General features: G+C 70.3%; 9 protein-coding genes. 7 read left to right on the top strand and 2 right to left on the bottom strand.

Annotated features, from left to right (window positions below; all coding sequences use genetic code 11):
• Positions 1–206 precede the first annotated feature (206 nt).
• Both ACH4VO_RS12825 and ACH4VO_RS12820 read right to left on the bottom strand, forming a co-directional pair.
• Positions 207–746 carry a putative immunity protein gene (locus ACH4VO_RS12825; protein WP_360988351.1) on the bottom strand — a complete coding sequence of 180 codons (540 nt, stop codon included), beginning with the start codon at positions 744–746 and terminating at the stop codon, positions 207–209.
• A gap of 356 nt (positions 747–1,102) precedes the next feature.
• Positions 1,103–3,730 carry a SpoIIE family protein phosphatase gene (locus tag ACH4VO_RS12820; protein WP_360988349.1) on the bottom strand — a complete coding sequence of 876 codons (2,628 nt, stop codon included), beginning with the start codon at positions 3,728–3,730 and terminating at the stop codon, positions 1,103–1,105.
• A 402-nt stretch (positions 3,731–4,132) separates the two neighbouring features.
• Here ACH4VO_RS12820 and ACH4VO_RS12815 point away from each other — a divergent pair, with 402 nt between their 5' ends.
• From ACH4VO_RS12815 to ACH4VO_RS12785, 7 genes are all read left to right on the top strand, one after another.
• Entirely contained in the window at positions 4,133–9,565 is a 5,433-nt protein-coding gene (locus tag ACH4VO_RS12815; protein WP_360988347.1) for a HAMP domain-containing protein, read from the top strand.
• Between the two features lie 242 nt (positions 9,566–9,807).
• Positions 9,808–10,488 carry a response regulator gene (locus tag ACH4VO_RS12810; RefSeq protein ID WP_360988345.1) on the top strand — a complete coding sequence of 227 codons (681 nt, stop codon included), beginning with the start codon at positions 9,808–9,810 and terminating at the stop codon, positions 10,486–10,488.
• 138 nt (positions 10,489–10,626) lie between these two features.
• Positions 10,627–13,407 carry a DNA translocase FtsK gene (locus tag ACH4VO_RS12805; RefSeq protein WP_360988343.1) on the top strand — a complete coding sequence of 927 codons (2,781 nt, stop codon included), beginning with the start codon at positions 10,627–10,629 and terminating at the stop codon, positions 13,405–13,407.
• Positions 13,408–13,619: 212 nt separating this feature from the next.
• Positions 13,620–14,420, top strand: a complete 801-nt coding sequence (locus tag ACH4VO_RS12800; protein ID WP_360988341.1) for a RodZ domain-containing protein — start codon at positions 13,620–13,622, stop codon at positions 14,418–14,420.
• Positions 14,421–14,589: 169 nt separating this feature from the next.
• On the top strand, positions 14,590–16,068 hold the full coding sequence (gene rimO / locus ACH4VO_RS12795; protein WP_360988339.1) for a 30S ribosomal protein S12 methylthiotransferase RimO: 1,479 nt from the start codon (positions 14,590–14,592) through the stop codon (positions 16,066–16,068).
• Positions 16,065–16,859, top strand: a complete 795-nt coding sequence (pgsA, locus tag ACH4VO_RS12790) for a CDP-diacylglycerol--glycerol-3-phosphate 3-phosphatidyltransferase (protein ID WP_360988337.1) — start codon at positions 16,065–16,067, stop codon at positions 16,857–16,859. The genes rimO and pgsA overlap by 4 nt, the downstream gene beginning before the upstream one ends.
• Entirely contained in the window at positions 16,856–17,368 is a 513-nt protein-coding gene (locus ACH4VO_RS12785; protein WP_360988335.1) for a CinA family protein, read from the top strand. Before pgsA ends, ACH4VO_RS12785 begins: the two co-directional genes overlap by 4 nt.
• Positions 17,369–17,423: the final 55 nt, after the last annotated feature.

Genomic DNA, 17,423 nt, shown 5'->3' with positions numbered 1-17,423 from the left:
AGGACCTCGACAATCCTCATTCTTGCTGGTCAGAGGCACTTTCTGCGTTTCTGATCAACCACTGGACAGCCCACCTCGTGAAAGCGCGAGGCTAAGGGCTGTCCCGTGGGCCGCTGCCGACGGGAACGTCACACCTGCGGGCAGTCGTGACGTTCCCCCGCCGACGCGGTCCGAACGGGAGCTGGAGGACCACAGCGGGTGGTCTCTCAGACGGAGGCGCGTAGTGACGCGTCCAAGGCACTCATGAGCTGCGACACACGGTTCCTGCCGGTGAGGGCGAGCGGGTACCGGGACAGCACATCGATCAGCACCGGCGAGGCACGTCGCCGGGCCTGGTCGATCATCAGGTCCCCGACGGCGGGGTCGTCGCCCGCGCCCAGCTCGGCGATGCGCGCGGCGCTCGCGGCAGCGCGCAGGATGTGTCCCACCTGGGTCGCCCGCGCTATCGGGTGCAGGTAGGCGGCGGACGCGGCGTCACCGGCGGCCCGGGCGGCAAGGCGTGCCGCTTCGGTGCCCGCCTCCTTCGCGGCCCGGTGTGCGTCCAGCGAGGTGACGCGCTGCAGCTTCGTCCTCTGCGCGCCGTTGACGAATTCCCAAGCGGCGTCAAGGGCTGCGCGGGGGCGCGGATCACCGGGAACGGTCTCCTCGAAAACGGGGAGGACTTCCTGCGCGCTCTGTGCCGCGTAGCGCGCCACGACGCGCAGTTCGTCCATGGTCAACTCGAACTCACCCGACACCGTCGCCATGGACTCGATCCTCTCACCCGGTGGAGCGCTGCCCCGGCGGCGTCCGGGGGCACCACCGGTACGCCGCCGTCCGCCCAGCCGTCAGCCCCCCGCTCCTCCCGGATCTGCCGACGCTGTGCGGCACGGGCCGCTCACCCGCTGTGCCGTGTCGTAGCACCTGCGGGTCCTGCACGCTGCGGGTCCCTTGACCCGGACCCGCGACGGACGGCAGGTCCTGTACCGCCGGAGCGCTCTGGGCGGCCAGGTGGCCGGCCGGCACCACCGCTCCGCGCCGGCGTCCCCCTGACAGGTGAGGAGCTTCCGGTCCGGCATCTGCCCGGTGGCCCCACCCCACAGGAGCGGCGCAGGGCGGGCCCCTAGACCGTGTGCGGTTCCGGGACGCGCATGGCCAGAATGGCCATGTCGTCCGAGGCGGGCTCCGCGGCGAAGCGCTCGACCGCGCGCAGGATCCGTCCGGCCACCGCGCCGGCCGTCAGCCCCGTGCAATTCGTGAGGACGTCCGCCAGGCCGTCGTCGCCGAGCATGCGGGTCCCCTCGCGGCGCTCGGTGACCCCGTCCGTGACGCAGAGGAGTACGTCCCCCGGTTCCAGGACGACCTCCTCCTCGTACAGCTCCAGGTCCTCGATGACCCCCAGCAGCGGCTGCGGTTCGGCCGCCGCCTCCACGGAGCCGTCCTGGCGCAGGCGCAGCGGCAGGGGGTGGCCGGCGCAGACCACCTTCAGGAGCGCGCTGCCGTCCTCCTGGGGCCACAGTTCGCCGTACAGCAGGGTCAGGAAGCGGCTGCGGGCGCCCTCGTCCAGGATGGCGGCGTTGAGCCGTTCCAGCACCGCCGGGCCGCCGAAGCCCTCGCGTGCGAGCAGGCGCAGGGCGTGCCGGGCCAGACCCGTCACGGCCGCCGCCTCCGGGCCCGTACCGCAGACGTCGCCGATGGCGAAGCCGTACGCTCCGTCGCGGATCGGGAACACGTCGTAGAAGTCGCCGCCGACCTCGTTGCCCTCGCCCGCCGCGCGGTAGATGACCTCGATCTCGACGTTGGGGACATCGGGCAGGCCGGGCGGCAGGAGGCTGCGCTGGAGGGACTGGCTGATCGCCATGCGCTCCGAGTACAGGCGTGCGTTGTCCAGGGCGAGAGCGGCCCGGCGGGACAGGTCCTCGGCCAGTTCCAGGATCTCCTGGCGGAAGTGGTCGTCGGACGGCTTGCCGAGCGTCAGCATGCCGATCACGCGGTTCCTCGCCACCAGCGGCAGGACCACCGTCTCGCCGCCCACGGCAGCCGCGGTGGCCAGCGTGTTGCGGGTGGCGGTGCTCATGCTGAGGGGCGCGTCCCTGCCCAGACTGCGGGTGGACATGTGCAGGGCGGCCCGGTGGCCGGCGGCGGCGGGAGCGGGCCAGACACGGGCGCCCGGGGTGGGGACGGGCTCCGGCGGGGCGATGGAGGACAGCAGCGCCTTGAGCCCGTCGATCCGCTCCTCGTCCTCGTGCAGGACGTAGGAGAGGGACGGCTCCGCGGACTGGTCGGCGATGGTGTAGACGGCACACCAGGTCGCCAGGGTGGGGACCGTCATCTGGGCCATCAGCGCCAGGGTCTGATCCCTGTCCAAGGTGCCGGCGAGCAGGTCGGACGCCTCGACCAGGAAGGACAGCGAGCCGCGGCGCAGCCGCTCCAGTTCGCCGAGCCGCGCCGACTCGACGGCCAGCGCGATGCGGTCCGCGGCGAACTGGAGGCGCAGCGCCTCCTCGTTGGAGTACCGCCCCGCCGCCTCGGCCGCGACACCCAGGGACCCCGTGAGCCTGCCCTCGACCTTCAGCGGCACCGTGACGACGGAGCGCATGCCGGTGTCCGCGAGCAGCGGGACGGCGCCCGGAACGGCGGTGAGGTCCTCGTGGACCGCCGGCATGCGGGCGGAGCCGTAACGGCCCGTCCCGGCCTCCACGGGGACCCGGGCGAAGCGCTGGCGGGCCGAGGGAAGGCCGGTCGTCGCCCGTACCTCCAGCTCCGTCTCGTCGTCGGTCGCGAGCAGCAGGAAGGCCGCGTCGGCGTCGAGCATGTCGCGGGCCCGTTCGACGGTGCGCTGCAGCAGCCCGTCGAGGTCGTCGGGGGCGGGGGAGCCGATGAAGACCTCGAACGGGTCCGTGGCGCGGTGCTCGGCCGAACCGTCGGAGACGGGGGTGCGTGCCGGGGTCTGGAGCACCGCGCGTTCGTAGTCGCGCACGAGGAGGCAGACCGTGGACGGTTCGCCCTGGGTGTCGCGGACTCTGAGGTGCGAGGAGTAGACGGGGATGACGCGGCCGTCGGCGCCGCGGATGCCGTAGCTGCCCTCCCAGCGGGAGAGCTGCAGGGCGTCGGCGATGCCTGTGCTGGTGCCCGGGGTGTGCGGCCAGGCCACGAAGTCGGTGAACTGCTTGCCGGTGACCTGGTCCGCTGAGTATCCGAAGAGGAAGGCGGCGTCGTCGTTCCACGCGGCGACGGAGCCGGAACGGTCGATCTGGACGACGGCCACCCGTACCCGCTCGTCCGTGACGGGGAGCAGGGCCGTGGGCAGGACGGGGCCGGCGGAGCGGATGCCGACGGGGCGTTCGGGGAGGTCGAGCTGGAACCAGACGTGCTTGTGGGCGGGGGAGTACTCGACGCCCCAGCGCGACGCGAGGGCCGCGCAGAGCAGCAGGCCGCGACCGCCCTCCCGGTCGGGGCTGCCGAAGTCCAGGCCGGAGCTCTGGAGCGGGATCTCCCGTTCCGGATAGTGGTCGGAGACCTCGACGCGTACGCCGTCCTCGGTGCGCAGGCACAGGACATCGGCGGCCGTCCCCGCGTGGACGACCGCGTTGGTGACGAGTTCGCTGGTCAGAACGACGGCGTCGTCGACGACGTCGGTGTACCCCCATCCCTGGAGGGTGTCGCGTACGAAGGCGCGGGCGGTCGCCACCGAGCGTCCGACCGGATCGAAGGTGGCAGCCGCACGCGCGGTGATCACAGCACTCCCCATATGGTGTCTCGTCGCTTCCCCGAGTCCTGTGCCCGTTTCTCGCCGCTTCGATTCGCCTGCCAGGCTAGACGCTCGGCCGGCGCCGCGGGTACCCGAGGGCGGACTCGGGCGCTCGGGGACGGCTGTGGTGGTGCGCGGGGTGCGCGAACCGGGGGTGCGGGGCGGGGGGAATGCGGCAACCATGGAACTTTTCACTCCGTCCGCTTCCGGGCTGGTACGTTTCAACGATTTGACGTCCGCATAGTCACCCCTCGACGGTGTGCTGTGGCGGTGAGCCAAAGTGGAAGTGGGCAAGCTTCCGGTAACGGCCCGAGCGATACGGTCAACCCCTGCGGGAGGGACACGGTGGAGTCTGGCGTGGCGGCGCGGGGTCCAGAAACGCGCACAAAAGGCGGACAGCCCGTGAAGAAGCAGCGCAATGGGACCATCGATGTGGACGCGGCAGCTCTGAACAGACTGCTCGCGGCTCTCGTGGCGATGCGCGACGGTAATTTCCGCAGGCGGCTGACCGTCTCGGGCGACGGTGTGCTCACGGAGATCGCCGCGGTCTTCAACGAGGTGGCCGACCGCAATCTGCATCTGACGGGCGAGCTCGCCCGGGTACGGCGCATGGTCGGGCGGGAGGGGAAGCTCACCGAGCGGCTGGAGACCGGCGCCTGCGAAGGCTCCTGGGCCGCTGCGATCGACGCCTCGAACGAGCTCGTCGACGACTTGGCACGGCCGGTGTCCGAGGTCGGACGGGTGCTCTCCGCGGTGGCGGACGGAGATCTCGAGCAGCGCATGGAGCTGCGGTCGCACACGTCCGACGAGACGGTGAGGCCGCTGCGCGGGGAGTTCCTGAAGGTCGCCCGTACGGTCAACAACCTCGTGGACCAGCTGGCCGCGTTCACCGAGCAGGTGACGCGGGTGGCGGTCGAGGTGGGCACCGAGGGCAAGCTGGGGGGCCAGGCCCAGGTTCGTGGCATGTCCGGTTCGTGGAAGGACCTCACGGACTCCGTCAACACCATGGCGTACCGGCTCACCGCCCAGGTGCGCGACATCGCCCTTGTCACGACGGCGGTCGCCAAGGGGGACCTGTCGCGGAAGGTCACCGTCCATGTGGCCGGCGAGATGCTGCAGCTGAAGAACACCGTCAACACGATGGTCGACCAGCTGTCGTCGTTCTCCTCCGAGGTGACCCGGGTCGCCCGTGAGGTGGGCACGGAGGGCGAGCTGGGCGGTCAGGCGATGGTGCCCGGGGTGGCCGGCGTCTGGAAGGACCTCACCGACTCCGTCAACACGATGGCGGGGAACCTGACCTCCCAGGTGCGGGGCATCGCCGAGGTGACGACGGCGGTCGCCAACGGGGACCTGACGCAGAAGGTCACGGTGAGCGCGCGGGGCGAGGTCGCGCAGCTCGCCGAGACGATCAACCAGATGACCGAGACGCTGCGCACCTTCGCCGACGAGGTGACCCGGGTGGCGAGCGAGGTCGGCGGCGAGGGTCTGCTCGGCGGCCAGGCGCAGGTGCCGGGTGCGGCGGGGACGTGGAAGGACCTCACCGATTCGGTGAACACGGTCTTCCGCAACCTCACGACGCAGGTGCGTGACATCGCCCAGGTGACCACGGCCGTGGCCAGTGGTGACATGACGCAGAAGGTCACCGTGGACGTGGCCGGCGAGATGCTGGAGCTGAAGAACACCGTCAACACGATGGTGGACCAGCTTCAGTCCTTCGGGTCGGAGGTGACCCGGGTCGCCCGGGAGGTCGGTGTCGAGGGCCGCCTCGGTGGCCAGGCCGAGGTGCCGGGTGCGGCGGGGACGTGGAAGGACCTCACCGACTCGGTGAACACCGCCTTCCGCAACCTGACGGGGCAGGTGCGTGACATCGCCCAGGTGACCACGGCGGTCGCCAACGGTGACCTGTCGCAGAAGGTCACCGTGGACGTGGCCGGCGAGATGCTGGAGCTGAAGAACACCGTCAACACGATGGTGGCGCAGCTGTCCAACTTCGCCGACCAGGTGACCCGCATGGCCCGTGACGTCGGCACGGAGGGCCGCCTCGGCGGCCAGGCACGGGTCGACGGCGTGTCCGGTACCTGGAAGGAGCTCACCGACTCCGTCAACTTCATGGCGGGGAACCTGACCTCCCAGGTGCGGCAGATCGCCCAGGTGACCACGGCCGTGGCGCGGGGTGACCTGTCGCAGAAGATCGACGTGGACGCCCGGGGCGAGATCCTCGAGCTGAAGAACACCATCAACACGATGGTCGACCAGCTGTCCGCCTTCGCCGACCAGGTGACCCGGGTGGCCCGCGAGGTGGGCACGGACGGACGGCTCGGCGGCCAGGCACAGGTGCCCGGCGTGGCCGGTGTGTGGCGCGATCTGACCGACTCGGTGAACGGCATGGCGGGGAACCTCACCGCGCAGGTCCGCAACATCGCGCAGGTCGCGACGGCGGTCGCGCGGGGTGACCTGTCGCAGAAGATCGACGTGGACGCCCGGGGCGAGATCCTGGAGCTGAAGAACACCCTCAACACGATGGTCGACCAGCTCTCGAACTTCGCCGAGCAGGTGACCCGGGTGGCCCGCGAGGTGGGCACGGAAGGCATGCTGGGCGGCCAGGCGGAGGTGCAGGGCGTCTCCGGTACGTGGAAGGACCTCACCCAGTCCGTCAACGGCATGGCGAACAACCTGACTCTCCAGGTGCGCAACATCGCCGAGGTGACCACCGCGGTCGCCAACGGCGACCTCTCCAAGAAGATCACCGTCGACGCCAAGGGCGAGATCCTCGAACTGGTCACGACCGTCAACACGATGGTCGACCAGCTGCTGAACTTCGCCGACGAGGTGACGCGCGTCGCCCGGGAGGTCGGTACCGAGGGAATCCTCGGCGGTCAGGCACGGGTGCGCGGTGCGACGGGCATCTGGAAGGACCTCAGCGACAACGTCAACCTGATGGCCAACAACCTGACCAGTCAGGTGCGCAACATCTCCCGGGTCTCGTCCGCGGTCGCCAACGGCGACCTGACGAAGAAGGTCACCGTCGAGGCGCGGGGCGAGGTCGCCGAACTCGCCGACACCGTCAACACGATGGTGACGACCCTGTCCTCGTTCGCCGACGAGGTCACCCGGGTGGCGCGCGAGGTGGGTACCGAGGGCGAACTGGGCGGCCAGGCACGCGTGCCCGGCGTCTCGGGCACCTGGAAGGACCTCACCGAGTCGGTGAACTCGATGGCGTCCAACCTGACCGGTCAGGTGCGCCAGATCGCCACGGTCACGACGGCGATCGCCAAGGGCGATCTCACCAAGAAGATCGACATCGACGCCCGGGGCGAGATCCAGGAGCTGAAGAACACCATCAACACGATGGTCGACCAGCTCTCCTCCTTCGCCGAGCAGGTGACCCGGGTCGCCCGTGAGGTGGGTACGGAGGGGCAGCTGGGCGGACAGGCCCGGGTGCGGGACGTCGACGGTACGTGGCGCGACCTCACCGAGTCGGTGAACGAGATGGCGGGGAATCTGACCCGTCAGGTGCGCGCCATCGCGGCGGTCGCCACCGCCGTGACCCGGGGCGATCTGAACCTCAAGATCGACGTCGACGCGGCCGGCGAGATCCAGGTGCTGCAGGACAACATCAACACGATGATCGCCAACCTGCGTGACACCACCCTCGCCAACAAGGAGCAGGACTGGCTCAAGGGGAACCTGGCCCGGATCTCCGGCCTGATGCAGGGCCGCCGCGATCTGGACGACGTCGCCTCGCTGATCATGAGCGAGCTGACCCCGGTCGTCTCCGCCCAGCACGGCGCCTTCTTCCTGGCCATGCCCACGGGTGACGCCGACGAGGTGGGGGTCGACGGCGGCGACGACGGTGCCTACGAGCTGCGGATGCGGGGCAGCTACGGCTATTCCGCGGGCTCGATGCCGACGTCCTTCCGGCCCGGTGAGACGCTCATCGGGACGGCGGCCGAGGAGAAGCGGACGATCCAGGTGGACAACGTCCCGCCGGGGTACCTGAAGATCTCCTCGGGACTGGGCGAGGCGCCGCCCGCGCACGTGATCGTGCTGCCGGTGCTCTTCGAGGGCAAGGTGCTCGGTGTGATCGAGCTGGCCTCCTTCCAGCCGTTCACGCACATCCAGCGTGACTTCCTCAACCAGCTCGCCGAGATGATCGCGACGAGCGTCAACACCATCAGCGTCAACACGAAGACCGAGAAGCTCCTCGAGCAGTCCCAGGAACTCACCGAGCAACTGCGCGACCGCTCCCAGGAGCTGGAGAACCGGCAGAAGGCACTCCAGGCCTCCAACGCGGAACTGGAGGAGAAGGCCGAACTGCTGGCGCAGCAGAACCGCGACATCGAGGTGAAGAACACCGAGATCGAGGAGGCGCGGCAGGTCCTGGAGGAGCGGGCCGAGCAGCTGGCCGTCTCGATGCGCTACAAGTCCGAGTTCCTGGCCAACATGTCGCACGAGCTGCGTACCCCGCTGAACTCGCTGCTCATCCTGGCCAAGCTGCTCGCCGACAACGCCGAGGGCAACCTCTCGCCGAAGCAGGTGGAGTTCGCCGAGACGATCCACGGAGCCGGGTCCGACCTGCTCCAGCTGATCAACGACATCCTCGACCTGTCCAAGGTCGAGGCGGGCAAGATGGACGTCAGCCCGACCCGGATCGCCCTCGTCCAGCTGGTCGACTACGTGGAGGCGACGTTCCGGCCGCTCACCGCGGAGAAGGGGCTCGACTTCTCCGTGCGGGTGTCTCCGGAACTGCCCGCCACGCTGCACACGGACGAGCAGCGGCTGCTCCAGGTGCTGCGCAACCTGCTGTCCAACGCGGTGAAGTTCACCGACAGCGGTGCGGTGGAGCTGGTGATCCGGCCGGCCGGCGCGGACGTGCCCGACTCCATCAGGGAGCATCTGCTGGAAGCCGGTTCGCTCCGGGAGGCCGACGGCGACCTGATCGCCTTCTCGGTCACCGACACCGGGATCGGCATCGCGTCCAGCAAGATGCTGGTGATCTTCGAGGCCTTCAAGCAGGCCGACGGTACGACCAGCCGCAAGTACGGCGGTACGGGCCTCGGCCTCTCCATCAGCCGGGAGATCGCCCGGTTGCTGGGCGGCGAGATCCACGCGGCGAGCGAACCGGGCCGCGGCTCGACGTTCACGCTGTACCTGCCGCTGCACCCCAGCGAACTGCCGCCGCAGGGTTACCCGCAGACGGGTCCCGCCCAGGCGGATGTCCGCGGGGGCGCCGGCGAGGGGCCGCTGCGTATGGAGGCCTCCCCGCGCAGCGGTACGGAGCTGCCGTTGGGCGACCCGGGCAACTCCGCCGGGGTGTTCAGGCGCCGGCGCAAGGCGCTGGGCGGTGCGGCGCAGCGGCCGGCCCTGGCGAACGGCAGGACGGGCGAGGAGAGCGCCGCCCCCGACGAGTGGGTGCAGGGTGCCCAGGAGGAGCAGGAGCCGCGCAGGACCTTCCGCTTCCGCGGGGAGAAGGTGCTGATCGTCGACGACGACATCCGCAACGTCTTCGCCCTGACGAGCGTCCTGGAGCAGCACGGGCTGTCGGTGCTGTACGCGGAGAACGGCCGCGAGGGCATCGAGGTCCTGGAGCAGCACGACGATGTGACGATCGTCCTGATGGACATCATGATGCCCGAGATGGACGGCTACGCGACGACCACGGCGATCCGCAGGATGCCGCAGTTCGCGGGGCTTCCGATCGTGGCGCTGACCGCGAAGGCGATGAAGGGCGACCGTGAGAAGGCGATCGACTGCGGGGCCTCGGACTACGTGACCAAGCCGGTCGACTCCGATCATCTGCTGTCGGTGATGGAGCGGTGGATGCGCGGGGAGTGACAGGGCGGGGCGCCCGCTCCGTGCGGGCCGGCCTGTTTCCGCGCCCAGGGGTGTGAGAGCGCGAATCCGGGGAACCTTCTGGTCGCCCACCGCGTTTCCGCTATGTGCACAGTGACATCACGGTGACAGGGTGTGGCGACGGGCGGGGTGCGGCTACCATGACCGGCACAAGGACGGACGGCGCAAGGGAGTCGTCCCCCGGGGCGGCCCCCGGTGCGATTCCGGGGCGAGGAGGGCGGGCCATGGTGCAGAAGGCCAAAATCCTTCTGGTCGATGACCGGCCGGAAAATCTGCTGGCGCTGGAGGCCATCCTCTCCGCGCTGGACCAGACACTGGTACGGGCGTCGTCAGGGGAGGAAGCGCTCAAAGCGCTGCTCACAGACGATTTCGCGGTCATCCTGCTGGATGTCCAGATGCCGGGCATGGACGGATTCGAGACCGCCGCGCACATCAAGCGGCGCGAGCGGACCCGGGACATCCCGATCATCTTCCTGACCGCGATCAACCACGGTCCCCACCACACCTTCCGGGGATACGCCGCGGGCGCGGTGGACTACATCTCGAAGCCGTTCGACCCCTGGGTGCTGCGCGCGAAGGTCTCCGTCTTCGTCGAGCTGTACATGAAGAACTGTCAGCTGCGGGAGCAGGCCGCCTTGCTGCGCCTGCAGTTGGAGGGTGGCGCGCACCCAGGCGCCGAGGAGAGGGAACCGGCCGGACTGCTTGCCGAGCTCTCCGCGCGCCTCGCAGCGGTCGAGGAGCAGGCGGAGGCCCTCTCCAAGCAGCTGGACGACGAATCGGCGGATGCCGCGGCCGTCGCGACCGCCGCTCACCTCGAGCGCAAGCTCACCGGGCTGCGACGCGCGCTCGACGCCCTGGAGCCCGGCACGGGCGGGTCGGTGTCCGCTCTGCCCTCGCAGCACTGACCTTCCTCGGCCGCGCACTCGCGGAACCGTCCGCCGACGGCTGAGGGAGCGTCAGTTTCGGTCCCGGACAAGGCGACACGGTCGGGTGAAGTCGTAGGCATCGTGTCCGCAGTCGCCCACACCGGTAACCTCGGTCCCATGGCCTCACGTACGTCCGGCAAGGGTTCCCAGGGCACGGCGGGCACCGCTAAGCGTGCCGGTCGTACCGCTGCCCCGGCGAAGAACGCCCCGCCCGCCAGGAAGACCGCCGCGAAGAAGACCGCGCCCGCGAAGAAGGCCCCCGCCAAGAAGGCGGCGGCCAGGAAGCCGGCGCCCCCTCCCGCGCCGTCCCCCACCGGTGGGGTGTACCGCCTTGTCCGCGCCGTGTGGCTCGGTACGGCTCACGGCGTCGGCGCGGTCTTCCGCTCGATAGGGCGCGGCGCCAAGGGCCTCGACCCCGCGCACCGCAAGGACGGCCTCGCACTTCTGCTCCTCGGGCTCGCGCTGATCGTGGCGGCGGGCACCTGGTCGCATCTGCAAGGGCCGGTGGGCGATCTCGTCGACATGCTCGTCACCGGAGCGTTCGGCCGGCTCGACCTGCTCGTGCCGATACTGCTGGGTGTCGTCGCGGTGCGGCTCATCCTCTATCCGGAGCGGCCCGAGGCCAACGGCCGTATCGTCATCGGGCTCTCGGCCCTCGTCATCGGGGTGCTCGGCCAGGTCCACATCGCCTGCGGATCGCCCGGCCGCGAGGACGGAACGGACGCGATGCAGGACGCGGGCGGCCTGGTCGGCTGGGCCGCGTCCAAGCCGCTCGTCTTCGCGATGGGCGAGGTGCTGGCCCTCCCGCTCCTTCTGCTCCTGACCGTCTTCGGACTTCTGGTCGTCACCGCGACCCCGGTCAACGCCATTCCCAGGAGACTGCGGCAGCTCGCTGTCAGGCTCGGCGTGCTCGACCCGGGGCCCGCGCCCGGGGCGTACGGGGAGAGCGACGACGAGCGGTACGACGAGCAGTGGCGCGAGGCGCTTCCCGAGCGGACCCGGCGCGCGCCGGGACGCCGCCCGGCGGCCGACGGCGGGTACGACCCGGACCAGGTCGAGGGGGAGGCCCTGGCGAAGCGGCGCCGGCCGCGCAGGCCCTCCGCACAGCCCGCGATGAACCGGACCATGGACGCCGTGGACGTCGCGGCCGCCGCCGCGGCGGCCCTCGACGGGGCGGTGCTCAACGGCATGCCGCCCTCGCCCGTGGTCGCCGACCTGACTCACGGTGTCTCCGCGGACCGGGACGGGGAGCGCACCGCGACCCCGGTGCCCGGTGCCAGGTCGGCCGAGAAGAGGACATCGCCCAGGAGCGGTACGGGGCAGGACGCGTCGCCCTCCGGCGGCGTACCCGACCTGACCAAGCCGGTCCCCGAGCGATCCGGGGCGCTGCCCGCCCGCGCCGAGCAGCTCCAGCTCTCCGGTGACATCACCTACTCCCTGCCCTCGCTCGACCTGCTGGAGCGCGGGGGCCCGGGCAAGACGCGCAGCGCCGCCAACGACGCGGTCGTCGCCTCGCTGACCACCGTTTTCACCGAGTTCAAGGTCGACGCCGCCGTCACCGGCTTCACCCGCGGCCCGACGGTCACCCGGTACGAGGTGGAACTCGGCCCGGCCGTCAAGGTCGAGCGCATCACCGCCCTGACGAAGAACATCGCGTACGCCGTCGCCAGTCCGGACGTCCGGATCATCTCCCCCATCCCGGGGAAGTCCGCCGTCGGCATCGAGATCCCCAACTCCGACCGGGAGATGGTCAACCTCGGTGACGTGCTGCGCCTCGCGGACGCGGCGGAGGACGACCACCCGATGCTGGTGGCGCTCGGCAAGAACGTCGAGGGCGGCTACGAGATGGCCAACCTCGCGAACATGCCGCACGTGCTGGTGGCCGGTGCGACGGGTTCCGGCAAGTCGTCCTGCATCAACTGCCTGATCACCTCGGTCATGGTCCGGGCGACCCCCGACGACGTCCGGATGGTGCTCGTCGACCCCAAACGGGTCGAGCTCACCGCCTACGAAGGCATTCCGCACCTCATCACGCCGATCATCACCAATCCGAAGAAGGCGGCCGAGGCGCTGCAGTGGGTCGTGCGGGAGATGGATCTGCGCTACGACGACCTCGCGGCGTACGGGTACCGGCACATCGACGACTTCAACCACGCGGTGCGCAACGGCAAGGCCAAGGCGCCCGAGGGCAGTGAGCGGGAGCTGTCCCCGTACCCCTATCTGCTGGTCATCGTCGACGAGCTGGCGGACCTGATGATGGTGGCCCCGCGGGACGTCGAGGACTCCATCGTCCGTATCACCCAGCTGGCGCGCGCGGCCGGGATCCATCTGGTCCTCGCCACGCAGCGTCCCTCTGTCGACGTGGTGACCGGTCTGATCAAGGCGAACGTGCCCTCCCGGCTGGCCTTCGCGACCTCGTCACTGGCCGACAGCCGGGTCATCCTCGACCAGCCCGGCGCCGAGAAGCTCATCGGAAAGGGCGACGGACTGTTCCTGCCGATGGGGGCGAACAAGCCGACCCGTATGCAGGGAGCCTTCGTCACCGAGGACGAGGTCGCGGCAGTCGTCCAGCACTGCAAGGATCAGATGGCGCCGGTCTTCCGTGACGACGTGGTCGTCGGCACGAAGCAGAAGAAGGAGATCGACGAGGACATCGGCGACGACCTCGACCTCCTGTGCCAGGCGGCCGAACTGGTCGTCTCCACGCAGTTCGGCTCCACCTCGATGCTCCAGCGCAAGCTCCGTGTGGGCTTCGCCAAGGCGGGCCGCCTCATGGATCTGATGGAGTCGCGTAACATCGTGGGCCCCAGCGAGGGTTCCAAGGCGCGCGACGTGCTGGTCAAGGCGGAAGAACTCGACGGGGTGTTGGCCGTGATACGTGGGGAAACCGCTCCGTAAGGGTTGTGCGGGCAACCGTTTTGCCCGGCCGTACGTCACGTTGTAGAAGGGGCGGCGGGGTGACCTGCCCGCTGCCCTGGCCCGTGCCCTGCCCGAGGGGCTGCCCGGCGAACCCGATGGCGTACAAAGCCGTCGCTCCCGGTTGCCCCACCCTTTCGTACCACCCCTAGACTGAACATCCAGCAGGTGGCTCACGCTCGAAAGGCGCCCCCGTGTCCATCGGCAACTCCCCCGAAGACGACCGGCCTTCGATCGGTCACGCGCTTCAGCAGGCCCGCGTCGCAGCGGGCCTGACGGTCGAGGAAGTCAGCAGCTCCACCCGGGTGCGCATCCCCATCGTGCACGCGATCGAGACGGACGACTTCTCCCGCTGCGGCGGCGACGTGTACGCACGCGGCCACATCCGCATGCTCGCCCACGCCGTCCGGCTCGACCCGGACCCGCTGATCGCCCAGTACGACGCCGATCACGGGGGGCGCCCCGCGCCCACCCCCGCGGCGCCGCTGTTCGAGGCGGAACGTATCCGCTCCGACCCCCGTCGGCCCAACTGGACCGCCGCCATGGTGGCGGCGATCGTGGCCGTGGTCGGTTTCGTCGGCTTCACGCTCTTCAGCGGCGGTGACGACGACTCCGGCACGGCGCAGGTCGCCGAGGGCTCGACACCCGACAAGACCACTCCCGAGCCCACCGGCACCAAGCCGGCCGATCCCAAGCCCGCCCCCTCCGACAGCGCCATCGCCGCGGTCCCCCGGGACAAGGTCACGGTGAAGCTCAGCGCCACCGAAGGCAAGAGCTGGATCTCCGCCAAGGACCACAACGGACGGCTGCTGTTCGACGGGCTGCTCCTCAAGGGCGACTCCAAGACCTTCCAGGACAAGGAACGGGTCGACCTCGTCCTCGGCGACGCCGGAGCGATCGAGCTCTTCGTGAACGGCAAGAAGGTCGACGACCAGTTCGAGTCCGGCCAGGTCGAACGGCTTTCGTACACCAAGGGTGACCCCGAGGTGGGCTGACCACCCTCCTTCCACCCCCAGGCGCCCCAGGACGGTGGCCGTCCGGCAGCGCTGCCGGCCGGCCACCGTCCTCGCTTCTGCCCGCGAACCGCCGGCCCGTCCGGTCACACCGGGTAGCGGTGAACCCTGCACGGCAGGGCGGGTGCCGGGACGAAGTAGTCTTGAGCCCATGCCCGAACGCCGTACCGTCGCCCTTGTCACTCTTGGCTGCGCCCGTAACGAGGTGGACTCGGAGGAGCTCGCAGGCCGCTTGGCAGCGGACGGCTGGGAGCTCGTCGAGAACGCCACCGACGCGGACGTCGCCGTCGTCAACACCTGTGGATTCGTCGAGGCCGCCAAAAAGGACTCCGTCGACGCCCTGCTCGAAGCCAACGATCTCAAGGACCACGGCAGAACCCAGGCCGTCGTGGCCGTCGGCTGCATGGCCGAGCGCTACGGCAAGGACCTCGCCGAGGCTCTCCCCGAAGCGGACGGGGTGCTCGGGTTCGACGACTACGCCGACATCTCCGACCGCCTGCAGACCATCCTCAACGGAGGCATCCACGCCTCCCACACCCCGCGTGACCGGCGCAAGCTCCTCCCGATCAGCCCGGCCGAGCGGCAGGACGCCGCCGTCGCGCTGCCCGGTCACGCCCAGGAGGCCACGTCGGCCCCTGCGGACCTGCCGGAAGGCATCGCACCGGTCTCCGGACCCCGGGCACCTTTGCGCCGCAGGCTGGGCACCAGTCCGGTCGCCTCGGTGAAGCTCGCCTCCGGCTGCGACCGTCGCTGCTCCTTCTGCGCCATCCCGTCCTTCCGCGGGTCGTTCATCTCCCGGCGCCCCTCCGACGTCCTGGCGGAGACCCGCTGGCTCGCCGAGCAGGGGGTCAAGGAGGTGATGCTGGTCTCCGAGAACAACACGTCCTACGGCAAGGACCTCGGTGACATCAGGCTCCTGGAGACCCTGCTGCCCGAGCTCGCCGACGTCGACGGGATCGAGCGGATCCGCGTCAGCTACCTGCAGCCCGCGGAGATGCGGCCGGGTCTGATCGACGTCCTGACCTCGACGCCGAAGGTCGCCCCCTACTTCGACCTGTCCTTCCAGCACTCCGCTCCCGGGGTGCTGCGCGCGATGCGCCGGTTCGGCGACACCGACCGCTTCCTGGAGCTCCTGGACACGATCCGGGGCAAGGCGCCGCAGGCCGGCGCCCGGTCGAACTTCATCGTGGGCTTCCCGGGGGAGACCGAGGCCGATCTCGCCGAGCTGGAGCGCTTCCTCACCGGAGCCCGCCTGGACGCCATCGGAATCTTCGGCTACTCCGACGAGGAAGGCACCGAGGCCGTCGGGTACGAGAACAAGCTGGACGCCGACGTCATCGCGGAACGCCTGGCCCACATCTCGCAGCTCGCCGAGGAACTGACCTCCCAGCGCGCCGAGGAGCGCGTCGGTGAGACCCTGCAGGTCCTGGTCGAGTCCGTGGAGTCCGAGGAGGACGGCCCGGTCGCAGTGGGCCGCGCGGCGCACCAGGCGCCCGAAACGGACGGCCAGGTCGTCTTCACCACACGCGAAGGGCTCGTGCCGGGCCTTATGGTCGAGGCTAAGGCAGTGGGCACCGAGGGAGTGGACCTCGTGGCCGAACACCACGAGCTTGCGGAGGCGGCCAGATGACGGGAGCCCCGGCATCCGCGGCAGGCGGTTCCGGCGCGACGCCGGCGCCCCGCGGCGGCAAGCTGGGTGCGGCGGCCGTCAACCAGGCCGGCCTGTGGAACATCGCCAACATCCTCACCATGGTGCGGCTGCTGCTCGTTCCCGGGTTCGTCATGCTGCTCCTGCACGACGGGGGCTACGACCCGGTCTGGCGCTCGTTCGCCTGGGCGGCCTTCGCCGTCGCGATGATCACCGATCTCTTCGACGGGCACCTGGCCCGCACCTACGACCTGGTCACGGACTTCGGGAAGATCGCCGACCCCATCGCCGACAAGGCGATCATGGGCGCCGCGCTGATCTCCCTGTCCTGCCTGGGCGACCTTCCGTGGTGGATCACCGGCGTGATCCTCTTCCGGGAGCTGGGCATCACGCTGATGCGGTTCTGGGTCATCCGGCACGCGGTGATCCCGGCCAGCCGGGGCGGGAAACTGAAGACCCTGGCCCAGGGCACGGCGGTGGGCATGTACATCCTGGCGCTGACGGGACCGCTGGCCACCCTGCGGTTCTGGGTGATGATGGCCGCCGTCGTGCTGACGGTGGTGACGGGGCTGGACTACGTGCGCCAGGCCGTGGTTCTGCGCCGTAAGGGGCTCGCAGTCGACCGGGCCGCGGCTCCGGAAGCGATCACGGCGGCAGCGGACGTGGACGGCTCCGGTCCGGACGGCGGGCGCCGCGCGGCGGGCCGCCGTCAGGCCGACGGCGTCGCGGAGGGCGTGGCGGGCGGCCGGGGCGCCGCGGAGGCCGAGCGGTGACGTCCGGGGCGGCACGGGTGCTGCGCCTGCTCCAGGAACGCGGTGAGACCGTGGCCGTGGCCGAGTCCCTGACCGGCGGCCTGGTGGCCGCGGAGCTGACCTCCGTGCCGGGTGCCTCGCTGTCCTTCCGCGGGTCCGTGACGGCGTACGCGACGCCCCTGAAGCAGCGGTTGCTGGGCGTCGACGGGGCGCTGCTGGCCGAGCGCGGCGCGGTGGACCCCGATGTCGCCGGCGCGATGGCCGCCGGTGTGCGGGAGGCGCTGGACGCGGACTGGGGGGTCTCGACCACCGGAGTCGCCGGTCCCGCACCCCAGGACGGCAAGCCCGTGGGAACGGTCTACGTGGCCGTATCAGGACCCGGCGGCGTACAGAAAGTCGCCGGGCTGAGGTTGAACGGCGAGCGGGCGGACATCCGTAAAGAGAGTGTACGGAGCGTGCTCGACCTGCTCTTCGGCGAACTGGGCGACAATGCGAGGGCACAGGATACGGAACAGAACGGGGGGACTTGATGTTTGCAGCCCTGAGTGAACACGACATCGCTCCCCGCACGGCCGCAGCGCGAGG

Source organism: Streptomyces sp. NPDC020780 (genome assembly GCF_044334475.1).
Classification (GTDB): Bacteria; Actinomycetota; Actinomycetes; order Streptomycetales; family Streptomycetaceae; genus Streptomyces.
Note: the sequence above shows the minus strand (reverse complement) of the source record. Positions and strands in the feature narration are given on the sequence as shown.

Excerpts from the sequence above, each read along its gene's own strand:
- ACH4VO_RS12820 (WP_360988349.1), bottom strand. The coding sequence starts at position 3,730 with ATGGGGAGTGCTGTGATCACCGCGCGTGCGGCTGCCACCTTCGATCCG.
- pgsA (WP_360988337.1), top strand. The coding sequence starts at position 16,065 with ATGACGGGAGCCCCGGCATCCGCGGCAGGCGGTTCCGGCGCGACGCCG.
- ACH4VO_RS12825 (WP_360988351.1), bottom strand. The coding sequence starts at position 746 with ATGGCGACGGTGTCGGGTGAGTTCGAGTTGACCATGGACGAACTGCGC.
- ACH4VO_RS12810 (WP_360988345.1), top strand. The coding sequence starts at position 9,808 with ATGGTGCAGAAGGCCAAAATCCTTCTGGTCGATGACCGGCCGGAAAAT.
- rimO (WP_360988339.1), top strand. The coding sequence starts at position 14,590 with ATGCCCGAACGCCGTACCGTCGCCCTTGTCACTCTTGGCTGCGCCCGT.
- ACH4VO_RS12805 (WP_360988343.1), top strand. The coding sequence starts at position 10,627 with ATGGCCTCACGTACGTCCGGCAAGGGTTCCCAGGGCACGGCGGGCACC.